General features: G+C 42.0%; 12 protein-coding genes. 4 read left to right on the top strand and 8 right to left on the bottom strand.

The annotated features are described in order from the left end of the window. The first annotated feature begins 77 nt into the window (after positions 1 to 77). Together DQW11_RS05525 and DQW11_RS05520 are read left to right on the top strand one after the other, a co-directional pair. Positions 78 to 968: a transglutaminase domain-containing protein gene (locus DQW11_RS05525; RefSeq protein WP_113922959.1), complete on the top strand. Its 891-nt coding sequence runs from the start codon at positions 78 to 80 to the stop codon at positions 966 to 968. Positions 969 to 1,357: 389 nt separating this feature from the next. Then, a complete protein-coding gene (locus tag DQW11_RS05520; protein ID WP_113922958.1) occupies positions 1,358 to 4,303 on the top strand; it encodes an FAD-binding and (Fe-S)-binding domain-containing protein in 2,946 nt (981 codons plus the stop codon). Positions 4,304 to 4,425: 122 nt separating this feature from the next. Here DQW11_RS05520 and DQW11_RS05515 read toward each other — a convergent pair whose 3' ends face one another. Both DQW11_RS05515 and DQW11_RS05510 read right to left on the bottom strand, forming a co-directional pair. Then, complete coding sequence (locus tag DQW11_RS05515; RefSeq protein WP_113922957.1) at positions 4,426 to 4,752, bottom strand: ribosome-inactivating family protein; 327 nt, start codon at positions 4,750 to 4,752, stop codon at positions 4,426 to 4,428. Next, positions 4,742 to 5,056, bottom strand: a complete 315-nt coding sequence (locus DQW11_RS05510) for a hypothetical protein (protein ID WP_113922956.1) — start codon at positions 5,054 to 5,056, stop codon at positions 4,742 to 4,744. The genes DQW11_RS05515 and DQW11_RS05510 overlap by 11 nt, the downstream gene beginning before the upstream one ends. Positions 5,057 to 5,324: 268 nt before the next feature. On the opposite strand from DQW11_RS05510, the gene DQW11_RS05505 reads away from it, so the two are divergent. After that, positions 5,325 to 8,546, top strand: a complete 3,222-nt coding sequence (locus DQW11_RS05505; protein ID WP_113922955.1) for a UvrD-helicase domain-containing protein — start codon at positions 5,325 to 5,327, stop codon at positions 8,544 to 8,546. Positions 8,547 to 8,573: 27 nt separating this feature from the next. On the opposite strand, the gene DQW11_RS05500 is transcribed toward DQW11_RS05505, so the two are convergent. Together DQW11_RS05500 and DQW11_RS05495 are read right to left on the bottom strand one after the other, a co-directional pair. After that, on the bottom strand, positions 8,574 to 8,894 hold the full coding sequence (locus DQW11_RS05500) for a type II toxin-antitoxin system RelE/ParE family toxin (RefSeq protein ID WP_113922954.1): 321 nt from the start codon (positions 8,892 to 8,894) through the stop codon (positions 8,574 to 8,576). After that, complete coding sequence (locus DQW11_RS05495) at positions 8,891 to 9,100, bottom strand: hypothetical protein (protein ID WP_113922953.1); 210 nt, start codon at positions 9,098 to 9,100, stop codon at positions 8,891 to 8,893. Before DQW11_RS05495 ends, DQW11_RS05500 begins: the two co-directional genes overlap by 4 nt. 156 nt (positions 9,101 to 9,256) lie before the next feature. Here DQW11_RS05495 and DQW11_RS05490 point away from each other — a divergent pair, with 156 nt between their 5' ends. Beyond that, entirely contained in the window at positions 9,257 to 12,106 is a 2,850-nt protein-coding gene (locus DQW11_RS05490; RefSeq protein ID WP_113922952.1) for a PD-(D/E)XK nuclease family protein, read from the top strand. 176 nt (positions 12,107 to 12,282) lie between these two features. On the opposite strand, the gene DQW11_RS05485 is transcribed toward DQW11_RS05490, so the two are convergent. From DQW11_RS05485 to DQW11_RS05470, 4 genes are all read right to left on the bottom strand, one after another. Next, entirely contained in the window at positions 12,283 to 13,788 is a 1,506-nt protein-coding gene (locus DQW11_RS05485; protein WP_113922951.1) for a glycoside hydrolase family 32 protein, read from the bottom strand. Positions 13,789 to 13,826: 38 nt separating this feature from the next. After that, complete coding sequence (locus DQW11_RS05480; protein WP_113922950.1) at positions 13,827 to 15,965, bottom strand: glycoside hydrolase family 97 protein; 2,139 nt, start codon at positions 15,963 to 15,965, stop codon at positions 13,827 to 13,829. A gap of 61 nt (positions 15,966 to 16,026) precedes the next feature. Continuing rightward, positions 16,027 to 18,669, bottom strand: a complete 2,643-nt coding sequence (locus tag DQW11_RS05475; RefSeq protein WP_113922949.1) for a cation-translocating P-type ATPase — start codon at positions 18,667 to 18,669, stop codon at positions 16,027 to 16,029. After that, complete coding sequence (locus DQW11_RS05470) at positions 18,666 to 19,754, bottom strand: site-2 protease family protein (protein ID WP_113922948.1); 1,089 nt, start codon at positions 19,752 to 19,754, stop codon at positions 18,666 to 18,668. The genes DQW11_RS05475 and DQW11_RS05470 overlap by 4 nt, the downstream gene beginning before the upstream one ends. Positions 19,755 to 19,889 lie beyond the last annotated feature (135 nt).

The following is a 19,889-nucleotide window of genomic DNA, read 5'->3' as shown; positions in this document are numbered from 1 at the left end:
AGGCAGATCTTGCTGCCACCCGAATAGCTGCAAACAGTTAGGGCTAACCATAAAAACTGATTTAGCTTCTAAAAATCGTGCATATTAAAAAAGATAAAAAAATGAGGATACTAATAATTCTGTTTTCTTGTGCATTGTTTTTTTCGGGATGTACAGTGTTGAATATTTTACCATCAAAAAAGATAAATAAAATATCATTTGACACAGAATCAATAAATCCGGAGTATCAATTTTATTTTCCTGACCCAAACAAAGACTCTATCATATTTAAGATTAGAGAGAATTATCCCATTGAGGATTTGATCAGGGATGAAAAAGATGAACAGACCAAAATACTTTTAGCGCTGAATTGGGTAAGAAATCAATGGGAACATAATAGCTGGAATAATGCAGGTACAAAAGATGCCTATGTCATTTTAAAAAGGGCTGGGCAAGGAGAGAAATTCAGATGTGTAGAATATGGAATAGTCCTAAAAAGTGTCTTAGCTACAATCGGTATGAAATCGAGGACTTTGGGCCTAATGACCCAGGATGTAGAAAAAGTTAAGTTTGGTGCAGGTCACGTTCTGACAGAGGTATGGTTGAATGACCATAAGAAATGGGCGATGGTCGATGCCCAGTTTGATGTTATGCCCACATTGGATAATATCCCTTTAAGTGCCGTAGAGTTTCAATCGGCAATTATTGAAAAAAAGGATTTTTCCCTGATCAACCTTAAGGGTGAGCTCAATCCCGAAGAGTATAAGAAGTTTATGGATTTTATCCCTCATTACCTTTATTACTTTACAATCTCTTTCGACGAATCAACCATTGATCCTGATAAGATGGTTAGATTTAATGGGAATTCTAGTTTGATGCTAGTTCCTCTAGGAAGTAAACAACCTAGTGTCTTTCAAAGGAAATATCCTATTGATGACAAAGACTATACAAATTCTCTGAAGGATTTTTATAAAGAACCAATAAAATAAAGAACATATACCCTTTTGGACTCTAACTTAAGAAAAAGGCAAGCAGTAACATCACCCTGGATACAGCGGGCGGTTCCGATTAATTATGAAATTCAGTTTTTTTTAGAAGTTGGGATTGAGTTTGAATAGTGATTCTCTGAATGAAAAACACCTCCAAATAGAATACAAAAATAGTTTAAAATGAAGGGTTAAGGTTGAGAATTTGGATTTAAATTGTCAACAGTCCACGGTCGACTGTCCACCGAGATGGAATAACCTCCATGGCCATTACATCGGTCATCGGTCTTTTTCAAAAATTTCCGTCTTCCGTCTTCTGTCTTCCCTAAAATAATTTCCCAAACCAACGTGAATTTCTCCTATACCCTGTTTCTTTTATTTATTTTTGAAGCATGACTTTGACCAAACCTAACCTGTTGCCTTTATTGGAGAATTTGGCTACCCAATTAGAAGGGGAACTCAGATTTGACGCACTTACCAAAACTCTTTATGCCACAGATGCTTCCGTATATCGGGAGATTCCTTTGGCTGTCGCCTTTCCAAAATCAGAGTCCGACATCCAAAAACTGATCCTTTTCGCAGGTAAAAACAAAACTTCCCTGATCCCAAGGACAGCGGGAACCTCACTCGCAGGACAGTGTGTCGGTAACGGTATCGTGGTGGATGTGGCAAGAAACTTTACCAAAATCCTGGAATTCAACAAAGAAGAAAAATGGGTTCGTGTGCAGCCGGGCGTAGTCCGGGACGAACTCAACCAATTTTTGAAACCTCACGGTTTGTTCTTTAGTCCCATTACTTCCACCGCTAACCGGGCCATGATCGGTGGGATGGTGGGGAACAATTCCTGCGGGACGACTTCGATCGTCTATGGGACGACAAGGGATAAGGTTTTGGAGTTAAAAGTTTTTTTGAGTGATGGCTCGCAAGTGGTTTTTGGCGAATTATCCCAAGCTGAATTTGAAGCCAAGTGCCATTTTGAAACTTTGGAAGGGCAGCTTTACCGTCAGGTAAGACAGGAACTTTCCAATCCGGAAAACAAAAAAAACATTGAAGAACAATTTCCAAAGAAAACCATTCACCGCCGCAATACAGGCTATGCAGTAGATGTTCTTTTGGAGTCCGAAATATTTACACAAGGTGGAGGCAAGTTCAATTTCTGTAAGCTGTTGGCCGGTTCGGAGGGAACATTGGCCTTTACCACAGAGATCAAAATCCTCTTGGATCCTGTTCCTGATCCATTGGAAATCGTGGTGGCTGCGCATTTTGAATCAATACACCAAAGCATGAAAGCCGCCCAGGTGGCGATGAAGCATCCTGCGACTGCCGTGGAGCTGATGGACAAAATCATTTTGGATTGTACCAAAGAAAGCCTTGAATACAGCAAAAACCGCTATTTCGTCGAGGGTGATCCGATGGCATTGTTGATGATTGAGTTTACCGGCAAGACCGAATCTGAAGCAAGGGAAAAAGGAGACAAACTTATTGCTGACCTGAAAGCAGCCGGATTGGGTTATGCCTATCCGGTAATCGGACCTGACCTGACCAAATCCGCTTGGGCTTTACGAAGTGCAGGTTTGGGACTTTTGGCGAATATTCCCGGCGACCCAAAAGCCGTGGCATGTATTGAAGATACCGCCGTGGATATCGATGATTTGGCGGATTATATTGATGAATTGGATGAAATCCTGAAGGGATTCAACCAAAATCCTGTGCATTATGCCCACGCCGGCGCAGGCGAAATCCACATGCGCCCGATTTTGGATTTGAAGAAAAAAGCAGATCAGGAGGAGTTTTACAGGATCTCGGAGGCTTCCGCCAAGTTGGTCAAAAAATACAATGGCTCACTCAGCGGCGAACATGGAGACGGTCGGGTCCGTGCGCCATTTATCCCGATGATGGTGGGAGAGGACAATTACCAACTTCTCCGCCGCGTCAAATACACCTGGGATCCTGACAATATCTTCAATCCCGGCAAGATTGTGGACACTGCACCGATGAATACTTCTTTGAGGTATGAAGCCGAAATGGTGACTCCGGAGCAAGACACCCTGATGGATTTCAGTGCTGCAGGAGGCATATTGAGGTTGGCGGAGAAGTGCAACGGTTCAGGAGACTGCCGCAAATTGCCGGCATCAGGCGGGACGATGTGTCCAAGTTACCAGGCTACAAGAAATGAAAAAGATACTACTCGCGGCCGTGCCAATACTTTACGTGAGTTTTTGACTTTGGACAAAAAAGAAAATGCCTTTGACCATCCGGAGATCAAGGAGGCCTTGGACCTGTGTCTTTCCTGCAAAGGATGTACTGCCGAATGTCCATCCAATGTCGATATGGCTTCGATGAAAGCGGAATTTCTCTACCAATATCAAAAGACCCACGGGGTTCCGCTACGGTCCAAAGCCTTTGCCCATATCAATGAACTGAATGGACTGGCGGCAATTGTTCCCGGTATAGCCAACTTTACTTTGGCAAATGGGATTACGGGAGGATTGATGAAATCGGTTTTGGGAGTCGCTCCAAAAAGGAACCTGCCGGAAATCAGCAAAACAAGTTTGAGGAAGTGGTACAAAAGCAATTACAGCAAACTTCCCGGGAAAACTCCTTTGATCAAATCGCTGTACTTGTTCATAGATGAATTTACCAACCATAACGATACCCAAATTGGAATCACGGCGATCAAATTGCTCAAGAAGTTGGGATATGAGGTGAAGGTAGCGGACCACGAGGAAAGCGGTCGTTCTGCTTTGTCCAAGGGTTTGCTCGAAAAAGCCAAAAAACACGCGGAAGCTAATGTGAGGATATTTCAGGACCTAATTGATGGAAACACACCTTTGGTGGGAATCGAACCTTCTGCTATTTTGAGTTTCAGGGATGAATATCCAAGGTTGGTGGGAAAGGAATTGGTTGAGGGAGCAAAGAAACTGAAATTTCATACCCAAACCATAGAGGAATTTATAGGGAAGGAAATTGCAGCAGGAAACATCAAATCAGATTCCTTTACTGAGGAAACCAAGAAAATCAAGCTTCACGGGCACTGTCATCAAAAAGCGTTGTCTTCCATGACCTGGACGCAGAAGATGCTTTCCTTACCAAAGAATTTCAGTGTCGAAACCATTCCTTCAGGTTGCTGTGGCATGGCAGGGTCATTTGGCTATGAGGAGGAGCATTACGATATCAGCATGAAGATTGGGGAGATGGTTTTGTTTCCGGCTGTACGCAAGGCGGAAGAGACAACACTAATTGCAGCACCGGGAACTTCCTGCCGGCATCAGATCGAAGATGGAACAGGAAAGAAAGCCAAGCATCCTGTTGAGATATTGTGGGATGCTCTAAAGTGACATGAAAAATCAAAGAAAAAGCGCAAGGGTGAAAAATTTCCTTGCGCTTTTTTTTGTAAAAAACTGAATCTGAGGTCGGAATAATCAAAAGCAATACTTTCCAAAGAAAAGCTTCAATCTGATTATTTGATGGATTTCAATACTTCCTGCATGTCTTTTTCAGGAAATGCACTTGATTCATTTCTGTTTTGGATTGCAATAAGGTAGACGTTCTTTTGTCTGATACAGAAATAGATCTGGACATTTGGTTTTTCTCTACTTTGTCTTCCCATTGAACGGAAAGAAAGTTTTGTTTTAAAAAACTGATTGCCAAGAGGAGTTCCCGTATCCGGGTTTTCTTCTAACTTGTCCAATAGTAATTTGAAGTCGTGGCTGAAGGAGGGATGTTCTTTAACCAACTTTTTGAGTTCTTTTGTAAAGACATCCGTGCAGATAATGTTAAAGTTCATTTAATAAGGTTTTAGCGGATTTGAGTTCGATTTTACCTTCTTGGGACTGTCGGATCTGTTCGACGGCTTCCGAATAAGGTTTAGGCAAATTGATGACTTTCGGTTGTTTGGCAGGAACTGGTTCTTTTAATTGACGGACCCTTTCATATCGGTATAGTCTACGGTCACCGTCGTGGTCAATTTGTGTGGCTGGGATTCTTACTGGACCATCTTTTGGATTCAAGACTTTTACATACTTGAAGTGGCTTAAAACCTCAAGTACAAAATCAACTTTATCGTCTTTTATACTGATTTCAATTTTCATAGTATTATATCGTGACTTATGTTTTCTTAATTTTGGACTTAAGGTTAATAAAAATAATAATGTTTATAAAGTAAATATTATTATTTATTTCAATTTACTAAGCTAATTCAACCTAAAGTGAGTGGATTTGGAATATTTTATTAGAAATTAGCAAAATTATATGCCGTCACCCAAAGTAAATTTTGTTTTTTATTAATCTGACAGTCTCCGTCAATCGTTTTTTTATCCTCTGTATTTCTACTTGTTTTGTCTATCTTGATTTTTGAAAATGGAAGACAGAAACTTTATCATTTACAAATCCTCTGCAGGGTCGGGCAAGACTTACACCCTGACTATGGAATACCTTAAATTAGCCTTAAAATTTCCTGATAATTTCAAATCCATCCTGGCGGTGACTTTTACCAATAAAGCCACTGCCGAAATGAAGGAGAGAATCATCAAGGAATTGAAAAGGCTTAAACATACCGTACAATCTGACCAGAAAATGGATCGGGAATTATTGGACGGTTTGAATATCGGTGAAGACGAACTGAAATCCCGTGCTGCCAAAGTACTGACTTCCATACTGCATGATTATGGGAGGTTTTCTGTCAGTACGATAGATAGTTTTTTCCAGAAAGTCGTCCGGTCCTTTGCCAGGGAAATGGATCTCAATGCAAAGTTTGAGGTCGAAATGGATCAGGATGCGGTTCTTGACCGCGTTGTAGATCGGGTGGTGGCAAAGGTGATGGACGATGAATTTTTGCACAAATGGCTCGTGGATTATGCTGTCGAGCAAATCCAAAACGGCAAATCCTGGGATATCCGAAAAAACATAAAAGAACTTGGAAAGCAGATTTTTCAGGAAGATTTCAAGAAATATGGGAATGAGATCAGGGAGTTTTTGAAGGAAAAAGAAAACATCAAAAACCTGAATGCTTTTGTTCGCGAAAGGAAAGCAGAACTCATCAAGGTCACACGTCAACTCAAGGAAGAAGCCAATCAGATCCGAATCAACAATGGTTTGGAATGGACTGATTTTTCCGGAGCGACCCTTTCTTTTGCTAAAAAGTTTGATCTTTTGGGCGACCGATACAATCCTGTCCCCGAACTCAGCCCGACGCAGGTAGACAAAATCGGCAATCCTGATAAGTGGTATAAGAAAAAAGACCCGAATATGGAGCGGATCGAAAGTGCTTATCATCATGGCTTGAACCTGATCCTTTCTCAGTTTGATACCCTATTGACCAAATGGAATACCTTAGAGGCAATATCCAAGAATATTTTTGTTTTTGGGATTTTTAGAAACCTCCTTGAAGAACTGACCCTGCTCAAAGACGAGGAAAGCATCCTGTTGATTTCCGATGCCAATGAGTTTCTGAAAGAAATCACCAAAGAAAACGATGCTCCTTTTATCTATGAAAAAGTGGGCAACCAATACAGGAACTACCTGATTGACGAATTTCAGGACACCTCAGGGTTTCAATGGGCAAGTTTCAAACCATTGCTTGAAAACTCCCTTTCCCAAGGAAATACCAACCTGCTTGTAGGAGATGTCAAGCAGTCGATTTACCGTTGGAGAGGAGGGGAGATGAAGCTTTTACTTGAGCAAGTCGAATCTGAAATCGGCGCCCAAAGGGTCAGAAACGAAAACTTGGACACCAATTTTAGGAGCCTTCCCAATATTATCAACTTCAACAATGCACTTTTCAAGCAGCTTCCCAAGGTTTTTGAAGAGGTAGTGGAAAGAGTCTATAGTGCAAGCGATGCAGGGATTATTTCCCGGGCATACCATGATGTGCACCAAAAGGTCTCTGACCGAAAAGCCAATCTGGAATCGAAAGGAAAAGTTCGATTTGAATTTATCGATGTCAAGGAAAGTGAGGAAGAGGGAAAATTTGACGCACAGGCACTTTCCCGACTTCCAAGAATCGTGATGGAGTTACAGGACAAGGGGTATCAGCTTCGTGATATTGCTTTTTTGGTCAGAACGAAAGATCAGGGAGTGGCGATCGCAGATACTTTGATGGCCTTTGGAGCAGACAATCCCGAACTTCCTTACAGCTTTGATGTACTCTCGGATGAGTCCATGTACCTACAGAAGTCGGCTTCAGTCAAAGCCTTGGTTGCGGGATTGAATTACCTGCATGAACCTGAAGACAAGGTTCAGTTCAAGACGATGTGGTACTATTATTCTGTTCTGAAAAACGAACCGGTCAACCATGACTTGTTTGCTTTGGAGAAAACCCCCGAGTACTTGGTCAAAAAGGAAAAGTCATTCAAAGACAAGGAGACAATTCTTCTGCAGTTGCCTTTGATGGAGGCAGTGGAGGAGTTGATAGATGAATTGGAGCTTCAAGAAAATGGCTTGGAGAAGGCTTATATATCGGGTTTCAAAGAAGCGGTTTATGATTTTACTGCCAACAACAGAGCCGATTTATCAGGATTTTTGGAGTGGTGGGAAGAAAACAAGGTAAAGCGGACTGTCAAAATTCCCGAAGGGCATAATGCCATGAGGATCCTTACCATTCACAAATCCAAAGGGTTGCAGTTCAAAGTAGTGCTGATGCCATTTTTGAAATGGGAAATTTTTGAAACCAGAAAAGGCAATGTGGTTTGGTCACCTTTTCAGGATTCTGAAAGGAATTTATCTGCCATCATTCCTCTGACTTTGAATGGCAAATTGGCCAAATCAGATTTCAATGAAACTTATTCTGAGGAGGCTACTTTGGCGTATCTGGACAGTCTGAACATGATTTATGTGGCTTTGACAAGGGCAGAGGAAGTGATTTGGGGTTTGGTGCCTTTTAAAGAAATCAACAGTAAATCTTCAGAAAATAACCTTGAAATCCATCTGCAACAAATACTTAGCGGATCTTCGGATCACATCGGAGAATTGAGTCTTTCCGAATATTTCGATCCTGAAACCAAGGTCTTTGATTATGGATCTTGGCCAATAACAGAAACCAAGATAAAGGAGGAGACACATATGCCTCAACTCCGGTGGGCTTACCAAAATTGGTCAGAACTCCTGAAGGTGAAACAGTATGCCGTTGATTTTTCTGCAGAAGGGATGGCACAGCGGAAAAAGCAGAATTTCGGATTGTTGGTTCATGAGATTTTGGAGAAATCCGGGACATTGGCTGAATGCCAATCCATTTTACAAGCTTTTTACTTTGAAGGAAGAATTTCAGAAGAGGAGCGTCTTCAGGTAGAAACCCAACTTCATGGATTGTTTGCTAATCCGCTTTTTGCTTCTTGGTTTGATACAGAAGGCGTTTTATTGGCCGAACAGGGAATCCTCCTTCCGGGAGGAAAACAAAAGCGGCCGGACAGGATTATTCTCAAAGATAACGAGGCTCTCATCGTGGATTTTAAGACAGGGGAAGCCTATGAAAAGTATGAAAAGCAGGTTCGCGATTACATGGACTTGGTAGGTAAACTGGCCGCAAAGCCGGTCAGAGGATTTATATGTTATTTGGAATCAGGAAAAGTGGTAGAGGTAGTTTGAAATTATTCCCTAGGTCCAATCAGAAAATCAGATAGAAGTTTTGGAATGCCATTTATTTGGATCTTGAGCTGGGTGAATAATGGCCTCAACCCTGACAATTCTATTTTCTTCATCTACTCTGAAATGTGCAAGATGTGGAAAAGGAACAATTTCCAAAAATCGCATGTCTCTATATCTAATTTGATAATTCAGCGGGTTTTTGTTTAGTTTTTTGATGTTTGTCTTTATAGCTTTAAGAAATCTTTGGCCTAGAATTTCACTTTTTGTTTCTTTTCTGTAATGGGCTAGTGAATCTTTGATATCGTCGTAAACCTGTGGGTTGAATATTACTGTGTAAGATTTGATCATAAACCATTTTCTAACTGGTTTTCGATTTCTTCCCAAGTCAAATATTCTTCAGAAGAGGTTGACTCCATCCTGTGTATAACTTCTCTTTTTTGCCAATCAGGGATATCTACAATTTCATTTTCCACTTTTTCAAGTCCAAGTTTTTGGATCAATTCCATAAAAAATCCATACATATTCTCCGGGATATTAATGGTTACTTGTTTCATTTCACACTTTTTTAGATATACCTGTGATAAAGATATAAATCTTGACTGAAAATTTCCGCAATAATGCAGGAGGAATTAATTCTTGACATCTACTGTCATTGATTTTTTACCTTCCTTTAAATCCGTTTCTTTTGTAGGAGTACTTAACTTACTTTCATGCATAGTTTTTTAAGAAATACAGCAGATTCCATTCTTCAAGAATATCAGGAACTCCAAAATCTGGTGATCGTTTTGCCCAATCGACGGGCTGGATTGTTCTTTACACAACATTTGGGGGCATTGATAGAGAAGCCGACCTGGATGCCGGAGGTAAAGACGATTGAGGATGTTTTTTACCAATATGCCGGGCAGCGGCCTTCAGACGATTTGACGTTGATATTTGAGCTTTATAAAGTTTACCAAAGGCTTCATCCCGAACCGGAGACTTTTGACAGGTTTTATTTTTGGGGAGAAATGATCCTCAAAGACTTCAATGACTTGGATCAGTTTATGGCTGATGCCAAAAAACTCTATCTCCATTTGTCAGAAATCAAGGAATTGGAATCTGACCTTAGCTTTTTGAGCAACAGTCAGATTGAATTGATCCGTCAATTCTGGAATTCATTTGAAAGACAGGACAGAAGCCATCAGGAAAAATTTCTGAAGTTTTGGCAAATGCTCAGTCCAATATACCAAGCTTATCAGGTATCTCTGGAAGTTTCAGGATTGGCTTATTCCGGAAAGTTATACCGGAAAGTAGCACAGTCATTGGGAGAGATTTCAAAGCCCGAAAAGCAATTCATCTTCATCGGGTTCAATGCATTTACAGGTACGGAAGAGAAATTGATCAAGTATTTCATTTCTGAGTTTGATGCCAGGATTTTTTGGGATATCGATGGATATTACTTGGATGATGCCAATCAGGAAGCGGGACTTTTCTTTAGGGAATATCAAAAAGACAAATTTTTTGGACCGACCTTTCCAAAGGAAATTCCCACCCATATCCAAAACCCAAAAGCCAAAATCCATACCTATGCCACTCCGCTCAAAACCAATCAGGCGAATTTGGTTGGGTCTATTTTAGAAAAAGGAGGACTGGATGAAAATTGGGAGGAGACAGTGGTGATTTTGCCGGATGAGCAGATGCTGTTTCCTATCCTACATACCTTACCGGGTCAAATCGATAAAGTCAACGTAACGATGGGCTATCCCGTCAAAAACGCCCCTGTCTATGCTTTTCTGGAGGCTGTTTTGGAAATGCAGCGCTTTATCAAAGTCGAGGAAGGGAAGGTTTTATTTTACCATCAGCCTGTCAAAAACCTGCTGTCTTCGATTTACCTCAAAGCTGAAAATGAGTCTTTTGTAGCAAAGACTTTGGCAGACATGCAGGAGAAAAATCAAATATATATTCCTGAGTCTACGCTCCATCAAGGTGGCGCTTTGTTCCAGCTTATCTTTCAGCAACTCAAGAGTGAAACCCTATTTCCTTATCTCTCTGTCCTGATGGAACAACTTGCGGAGAGATTGACCGATGAACCATTGCAGCGCTCGTACCTGTACCAATGCTTCAAGCAGTTGAACAGGTTAAGGGAAATTTTTGAAAAACAGGAATCAACGACTGTAGACCGCGAGTTTTTTATCCGATTGTTCAGACAGGTATTCCGTGAGGTGAAATTGCCATTTGAAGGGGAACCGTTGCAGGGATTGCAGGTCATGGGTGTGTTGGAATCGAGGAACCTGGATTTTCGACGTGTGATCATTTGTAATATGAATGAGGACAGTTTTCCTCCTTCTGCCGGGCTTAATTCCATGATTCCTTTTAATATCCGAAAGGCGTTTGGTCTTCCTGTTCAGGAGCAGAATGATGCCATTTATGCCTATACTTTTTACAGACTTTTGCACAGTGCGGAGGAAGTACATATGATCTATACCACTGCTTCCGATCAGGGCAAGGCCGGTGAAAAGAGCCGGTATATCCAGCAGATGATGGTCGAGTTGGGAATTGAGATGAAGGAAGAAATCATCTATGTACCCATTGACTTGAAAAATACAGATGCCATTTCCATTTCTAAAACTCCCGAAGTGCTCAATTTGCTGGAAAGGTATGTGGTTACTGACGAAGGTTTTTCCCAGACTTCATTTTCACCTTCTGCCTTGAGTGTGTATCTGGATTGCAGACTTAAGTTTTACCTGCAATACCTCGCCAACATTCAGGAAAAAGATGAGGTAAAAGAAGAGATTGACGCAGCAGTTTTTGGAAATATTGCCCATTACAGCATGGAATTTCTCTATGATGGATTTAGGAAAAGGAAAAACCGGGATGTTCTAGAAAAAGGAGATTTCGAGGATTTGAGGAAAAATTGGGTCTTTCCATCGATAGAATTGGGGGTGAGGAAGTTTTACCATCTGGAAGAAAATGCCGATACCAAACTCAGTGGACAAATGGCCATTGTCCGGGATGTGATGCAAAAATACATGGTTCGCTTGCTTGAGATCGATGAAGAAGATGCGCCTTTTCGCTTATTATCCATGGAAAAAGCCCACAAGTCCCAATTTGAAATCAACACTGGAACCGGCATCAAAAAGATCAGTCTCAAAGGTTTTATTGACAGGGTGGATGAGAAAGACGGTACTATAAGATTGATTGATTACAAATCGGGTGGTGACAAAAAGGATTTTTCCAATGTGGCTAGTCTTTTTGATCGGGAGGATAAAAACCGGAACAAAGCAGCCATGCAGACCATGTATTATGGATTGCTTTATCAGGCCATGCATCCTGAAAATTCTAAACCTTTGAAACCCGCGCTATTTAATTTTAAGGAGATTTTCAAAGAGGATTTCAATCCGTACCTTAAGAACAAAGAACAAAAATCTGAAGTACAGGACTACATAGAATATGCAGTCGAATATGAATCAGGTTTGAGGAAAATGCTTGAAGAAATGTACGATCCTGAAGTTTCTTTTTCACAGACAGATAATCTGGAAAAATGTAAATATTGCCCGTATTCAGAAATTTGCGGAAGGTAAGTATTGAATTAATGAAACTTTTCTGCCGCCAATGTCCGTGTCTCCACGGACATTCAGATCCTTGAAAGATTGACAGTGGAGACACTGCCATTGGCGAAAACCTTGCCTTCCTTCACGGACATTCTTTAAGTAAATTTGGCAGTGGAGACACTGCCAAAGGCGATAGGCTTTTTTGATTACCAAATTGACTTGAGGTAATGCATGGATCCAGGATTTTCAAAGCCTGTAAGTTTTAATCTACTGTAAGGCTCAGTCGGAAAAACCAATTCCGTCATGACCATTTCGCCATCATTGACAAAAATCTCAACAGACGAGCGGTCGATGTATATTTTGAGGGATTTTACTTCCAAACCATTAAGCGGAGCGGTATGGATTTTAGCAAACCTTGCTTCGAAATCTACCAAACCAGAAGCTGTCCTGTCAAAAATCAAAGAATCTCCTGACTTTTTGAAGGTGAGTTTTTCTCCTTTTTCGTTCGAAAGTTCAATTTCAAAATTACTTCCGACGGTCGTTGTAAGACCTAATTCCACCAATTCCTCTTCCAAAACAATAGATTCCCCTGAGATTTCATGTGTGGATTTTCGTAAGGCACGTAATTCTGCTACAGGTCTTGAAGCCACTATATAGCCGTCTCCGGACGTAACCAATTCTAGACTTCTAGGCAAAGTTGTCGCCGATCGCCAGGGGTGGGATGGTACGACTTGGGCATAATCCCAATTACTCATCCAACCAATAAAAAGCCTTCTTCCGTCTTGCTCAGGCACATTTGACCAAGTGACCCCGGCGTAATTGTCCGCACCATAATCAAGCCATTTGACATCGTCATGTTCTGCTGTGAAATTTTTTCCATCAAAGTCTCCAATAAAATATTGGGTTGCGGAGCCGCCGTTTGGACCTCCGGGATTGATGCTGACAAACAGAACCCACTTTTCAGTTCCGTCTGCTGCTTTCAATTGGAACAAATCAGGGCATTCCCAAACGCCTCCATAAGCCGCCCAATCCGGGTTGAAGTCACTTTCCAAAGTCCAGTCCAACAGGTTTGGAGAAGAATAAAAACTGATCCTGTCCAATACTGCCAAGGCCATGACCCATTTGCCGGAACCATCATCTCCTTTTATCCAAGACACTTTTGGATCTCTGAAGTCTTTTATTCCCGGATTTTTCAACACGGGATTCCCGGTATATTTTGTCCAGGTTCTGCCTTTATCCGTGCTGTATGCTATCCCTTGAGTCTGGAAATCCATTCTTTTTTCTTTTTCTCCCACAGAATCATGGTAGGTATAAATGGCTACCATGGCAGGATTCTCTTTGGTTCCCAATCCGCTCGTGTTGTCGTGGTCGATCACTGCCGAACCTGAGAAAATATATCCCAAAGAATCGGGTTCGATGGCTACAGGAAGGTGCTCCCAATGAACCAAATCAGTGGAAATCGCATGTCCCCAATGCATCGGCCCCCATATGGTACTGTCCGGATAATATTGGTAAAACAGATGGTATTCCCCATCGAGATACACCATGCCATTTGGATCATTCATCCAATTGGCGGCAGGCGTAAAGTGGTATTGAGGCCGGTGAGGTTCGTTAAATTCTTTGGTTGATTCTTGTACCTCAGGTACTTTCTGATCACACGAAATCGTCAAAATTGGAAATAATAAGAAGGGTAAAAGATTAATTTTTTTCATGGTTTTGGAAATATCTCCTCTCAAAATAACTCTATGATTTACAATTTTTTCAGCCCCTTTATTTCCTCTTTACTTGCTTCCTTGAGGCTGATAGCATAGCCACCGCCGGGAGCGCTCATTTGGGATAATTTGGATTTGGAAGTAACGACCACTTTTCTGATGTTGTAGGCTTGGGGATTGTTTCGGTAGTGAGCATCTTTTGCATCTGAATAAATGGTCGCAATGTAGGTTTTGCCTGCATCCAAGAAGTCAAAATTGATGTTGGAAACCCTCTCACTCGTTCCGTTCACGTTTCCTACAAACCAGTTCGAAGCCCCTTTTTCTTTCCTTGCAATTGTAAGGTAATATCCGGGTTCTGCTTCTAAGTACCTGCTTTCATCCCAATCCAAAGCTACATCTTTGATAAACTGGAATGCATCGGGAAACCTGTCGTAATTTTCCGGTAAGTCAGCAGCCATCTGAAGCGGGCTGTACATGGTCACATAGAGCGCAAGTTGGTTGGCCAAAGTACTGTTGACCCAAGAGTTATTCTGTGGATTGATCTTGCTGATATCCATTTCAAAAACCCCTGGAGTATAGTCCATCGGCCCTCCGATCAATCGGGTAAATGGAAGGACGGTGACGTGGTTTGGTTTTGAACCGCCAAATGCCTGGTATTCTGTTCCCCTTGCTGATTCATTTCCGATCAGGTTGGGGTAGGTTCGGCCGATCCCCGTCGGACGAACAGCCTCGTGGGCATTGACCATAATTTTGTATTCAGCTGCTTTTTCCAAAGCATATTGGTAGTGGTTGACAATCCACTGACTGTAGTGATTCTCTCCTCGGGGAAGTATAAAACCAACATATCCGCTTTTCACGGCGTTGTAGCCATTGTCCTTCATGAATTTGTAGGCCTCATCCATAAACCTTTCGTAGTTCCTGACAGAAGAAGACGTTTCGTGGTGCATGACCATTTCTACGCCTTTGCTCTTGGCATAATCGCGGATTCCAACCAGGTCAAAATCAGGATAAGGTGTCAGGAAATCAAATACAAAATCTTTGGAATTGCCAAACCAATCTTCCCAGCCAACATTCCATCCTTCCACCAAAACGCCATCAAAACCATGCTCAGCTGCGAAATCGATGTATTTTTTGACATTAGCAGTCGTCGCACCATGCTTGCCGTTTGGCTTCGCTTTGGAGAAATCAGTTTCTCCGATTCTCACGGCAGGAAACTCGTCTGTATATGCCCAAGAACTTTTTCCGGTGATCATTTCCCACCAAACACCAACATATTTCATGGGTTTGATCCATGAAGTGTCCTCGATTTTGGATGGTTCGTTGAGGTTGTAGGTCATCCTTGATGCGAGGATTTTTCTTGCATCGTCGCTTACGATGATGGTTCTCCATGGCGAATGACTTGGGGTCTGCAAATAGCCTTTGTCCCCCAATACATCGGGTGTCAGCCAGGATTCGAAAACCATATTTTTATCATCGAGGTTGAGGTGCATGGTCGAGTAATCGATCAACGCCGCCTCGTGAAGGTTGATATAAAGACCATCATCCGTTTTCATCATCAGCGATGTCTGTATTCCTGTAGGAGAAAATGGCTTTTGCGCTAAATTGGCTGTGACAGCAGAAGCCATCAAAGGACGGATTTCAGAAAGTTTGGATTCGGTGTAGTCGTATTCTTGTGTGTCATAATCTCCAGCAATCCAAAAAGCAGTATGGTCACCTGCCATTGCAAACTGGGTTTTTTCTTCCTTGATCGCGAAATGCGCAAGATTAGGCTGGGAAGGGAATTCATACCGGAATCCCAGACCATCATCAAACAGACGGAACCTGATGACCAAGGTCCTGCTTGTTTCTGGCTGTGTTAGGGTGACAGCCAACTCATTGTAATGGTTACGGATCTCTTTTTCCTCTCCCCAGACCGGTGTCCAGGTTTCATTCTTGGAGTCAAGCTTGGAGTCTTTCAGGCTGAATCCATCTGTAAGTGAAGGCTTGTTTTTGAGCTCCAAACCCAATTTGCTTGGCTTGATGACTTCTTTTCCTTTGAAAGTCAGTTGGTATGTAGGATGGCCTTCGATCAGTTCGAAGTTTAATTTTAGGTTACCATCTGGGGATTGCAAAGTCTGAGCCCAAAGTAGGATAGTCCAAAAACTCAATAGAAGGGATAGAAAGATTGATTTTCTCATGGGATTGATTTCAATGATTGTTAATGTAGCTGAGATTGGTCACACAAATTAGGGCTAGTTTTTATTTGAACCTAAAATATTTGAAAACTTCGGTGATCCAAAACACCAGAGAAGTAATGCCCGCCCAAAAGATGAATTCCCAGAATGTGATCGGAATAAATTTAAATAAAGTAGCCATAGAGGGAATCTCAATAATTATGATCTGAAGTAAAATAGATATCAAGAGTGAATAATTCACCCATTTATTGCTGAAAAGCCCGATTTTGAAAGTTGATCCTTCCAGGTTCCGCATATTGAGCACATTGAAAAGCTGACTAAAGGCCATGGTTATAAATACTATGGTTCTGGCTTTTTCCAGGCTTTCCGGGAGGTAATAGAGATAAGCTGTCAAAGAAATTCCGGTCATTAGTAAGGTATTGATGATCAAAAAAGGGTAGACCGATTTGTTCAGAATATTCTCTTTGGGATCAATGGGAGGAGATTGGAGCTCGTTTCCTTTTCCCTGTTCGGCAGCCAAAGCTTTGTCGCAAAAGCCGTCTGTCACCAGATTGATCCAAAGAATCTGAGTAGCAGTCAGTGGCATGGGCAGTCCAAATGAAACTGCCAATATCAAGATCAATATTTCGGCAAAATTGGTAGAAATCAAAAAGAATGAGGTTCTTCTGGCATTATTGAAGACAATTCTCCCTTGCTCAATAGCCTTGACGATGGTAGCAAAATTATCATCAGCCAAGACCATCATTGAGGCATCTTTGGCCACATCAGTGCCCAAAATCCCCATGGATATTCCGATGTTGGCCTGCTTTAATGCGGGGGCGTCATTTACCCCGTCACCTGTCATGGCAATCAGTTCGCCTTGTTTTTGAAGGGATTTTGCGATGTTGAGTTTCATCACAGGGGTAAGCCTGCAGAATACATCGGATTCTTGGACAGCAAGGTCAAACGCTTCCTGTGACATTTTTGAGAGATCGGAGTCGGTGTAGACTTTTTCTCGTCCTTCCTTCACAATACCAACAGATTTGGCGATTGCCAAAGCGGTATCAGCATGGTCTCCAGTGGCCATGATTACCCTGATACCTGCCAAATGGCAGGATTTGACGGCTTCATATACTCCCGGGCGTGGAGGGTCCATCATCCCTGCCAACCCAATGAATTCCAGGTTTTGGTCTGATTGCGAACCGGTGTGTTCTTCCTTTATGGCAAGCGCCAATACCCGCAGGCTTTCCTTGGACCAAGAAGAAATTTTTTCATTTATGATGGATTTTTCTGCGTCATCAAGGGTTTTTGTTTCCCCGTCACTGAGTTTAATAGAGGAGCAGATCTCCGATATGGATTCAGGCGCACCGATATAAAACCGGATTTTTTTTTCTCCTTTTTCCACCAAAGTCGAGCGGTATTTGATGTCTGAGTTAAAGGCCACATCCTCAAGGATGGTATGGTCTTTGGATTTACCGGCTTTGTTTCCCAATACCAAAAAGGCCGCCTCTGTCGGGTCACCTGTCACGACCAACATGCCTTTGTCATCTTCCTGAATGGCCGAATTGTGACAATGGGAGGCTATTTCCAGCAACAAATCGATAGCTTCGATATCCTCTTTTTGCCCTGATAATTCCCCCTCACTTTCCCATCCTTCCCCTAGTACGTCCACCTCTTTGGCATTGGGAACCCATACTTTTTTGATGGTCATGGTGTTTTGGGTGAGTGTCCCTGTCTTATCTGTGACGATCGTGCTGACAGATCCGAGGCTTTCTGTTGCTGTGATTTCCCGGATGATCGCATTGTTTTTTGACATCCGGTGTGACCCCACTGCCATGACGATAGAAAGTACAGCTGGTAGTCCTTCGGGAATGGCAGATACAAGTGACGCGATGGAAATCAACAAAATCTCGTTGATCTCAAAATCATTAAAAAAGTAGGCTACCACAAATAGCACTACCGCACTCGCAATGGCAATGAGGGCCATCTGACGGGCGAGCTTATCAGTTTTGTTTTGGAAATTGGTCTTTTTGGGTTCAATCTGCAGGATGCTGGTGGCGATTTCACCAATTTGGGTCTTTAAACCTGTGCCTGTTACCACGGCTTTGATTGATCCTCCTGCCAAAAAAGTGCCTTTCCATACCATATTTGATTTTTCGGCCAAAGGAATTTCACCAAATAGGGTATCTGAGGTTTTGGTGACAGGTACCGATTCGCCTGTCAGAGAAGCTTCAGAAGTCCTTGCATTTTTGGCATAAATAACCCGCGCATCTGCAGGGATATTATCTCCCTCTTCCAAAGCAATGATGTCTCCGGGTACCAATTCCCTGGAATTTACGGTCTGCAACCCTCCGTTTCGGATAACTTTGCATTGTGGAACAAGCAGGTTCTTGAGCGCAATCAGCGCCCCTTCCGCTTTGTATTCCTGAACAAATCCAATAATGGCATTGATGATGATGATCGCAAGGATGACGTAAACATCTACATAATGCTTTGTGAAAAATGAGATTAAAGCTGCAGCCAAAAGGATGTAAACCATCAGGTTGTTGAACTGCTTCAGTACAATCTTCCAAATGGGTTTTCTACCCGCATCAGGAATTTCATTGGGCCCAAACTCCTGTAATCTTTTTTGCGATTCTTCACCTGAAATCCCGTCCTCCCTGCTTCCCAGCTGACGTAGGAGCTCTTTGGCTTCAATGCTGTGGGGATTTGCAGGCAATGAAATCATTTGCTGATGGCTGTCTTCACCATGACAAATTCACTGATATTTTCTTGGTCCAATATCCCGAGAAAATGACCGTTTTCTATTACAAAAGCAACTTTCCTACTTTCTGTGAGCATCCTTTTCCAAGCCTCATCCAAGTCTTCTTCTGTTTCTACTTTCATAGGATTCAAATCAGCGACTTTTTCAATCAACAGGTTTTCTCCACCCTCCTGCAATCCCTTGATGATTTCATTTCTGCTCAAAGTTCCTACTGCGACATCGTCCTTGACGACCACAAAATGAGTAGCCTGGGAATTGAGTAACTTTTCAACTGCCTTCGAAAGCGGTGCGTCTATACCAAGAATCTGGAATTTCATCATTAAGGCATCTTTTACCTTAAACCCTTTGAGCAAACTTTCCTGTTGAGTATGGCTGACTTCAGCTGCTGCTCCAAGAAAAATAAATACCCCGATCAGAACCAATATGGGGTTATTGAAAAGGCCAAAGAAAATAAAGAAAATAGCCAAAAATTGACCGATGCTTCCTGCGATTTTGGTAGCCTTTGCTCTTGGCATACGGATCGCCAAAAATGCCCTCAAAATCCTTCCTCCATCCATAGGAAATGCAGGAATGAGATTGAAAAGTGCCAAGATCAAATTAGCAGAAGCAAGGTAGAGGACTATGGTGCTGGGACCGATTTTGATACTTTCGAGCTGTTCCAGATTGCTCATGTCAAATCCTGTAAAATTCAGGACAAGCGATAAAATCAAGAATATCCCAATATTCACCAAAGGACCTGCTATGGCAACCCAAAGTTCCTGCTTGGGTTCTTCGGGTAATTTTTCCAGCCTGGCAACACCACCGATAGGATACAAGACGATGTCCTTGGTCTGAATCCCATATTTCTGGGCGGCCAAAGCATGTCCAAATTCATGAAAAACAACACAGGCAAAAAGTGCCAAAACAAAGATGATGATCCACAGAATATCCATTCCCGGCATCCCTTGTCGGAAATTGGAAATAATGATCCATAAAAGTAAGAGTGAAAAAGTCCAATGGATAAAAACCTTTACATTTTTGTAACTTCCCAATGACAAGGATAATTTCATAAGAATCAAGTTAAGTGGATGGCTGAATCCGAATTTAAGCCATTTTATCGGTGTACCCTACAAAGAAAAGAGTCAAAAGTCTCAAAAACGCTGATATTGGTCAGGAATAAAAATGATTCTCTTTTTGTAAAAGAG

The sequence above is a fragment of the Cognataquiflexum aquatile genome, from assembly GCF_003316845.1.
Taxonomy (GTDB): domain Bacteria; phylum Bacteroidota; class Bacteroidia; order Cytophagales; family Cyclobacteriaceae; genus Cognataquiflexum; species Cognataquiflexum aquatile.
The sequence above is the reverse complement of the archived record's forward strand: the minus strand, read 5'-3'. Positions and strand labels throughout refer to the sequence as shown.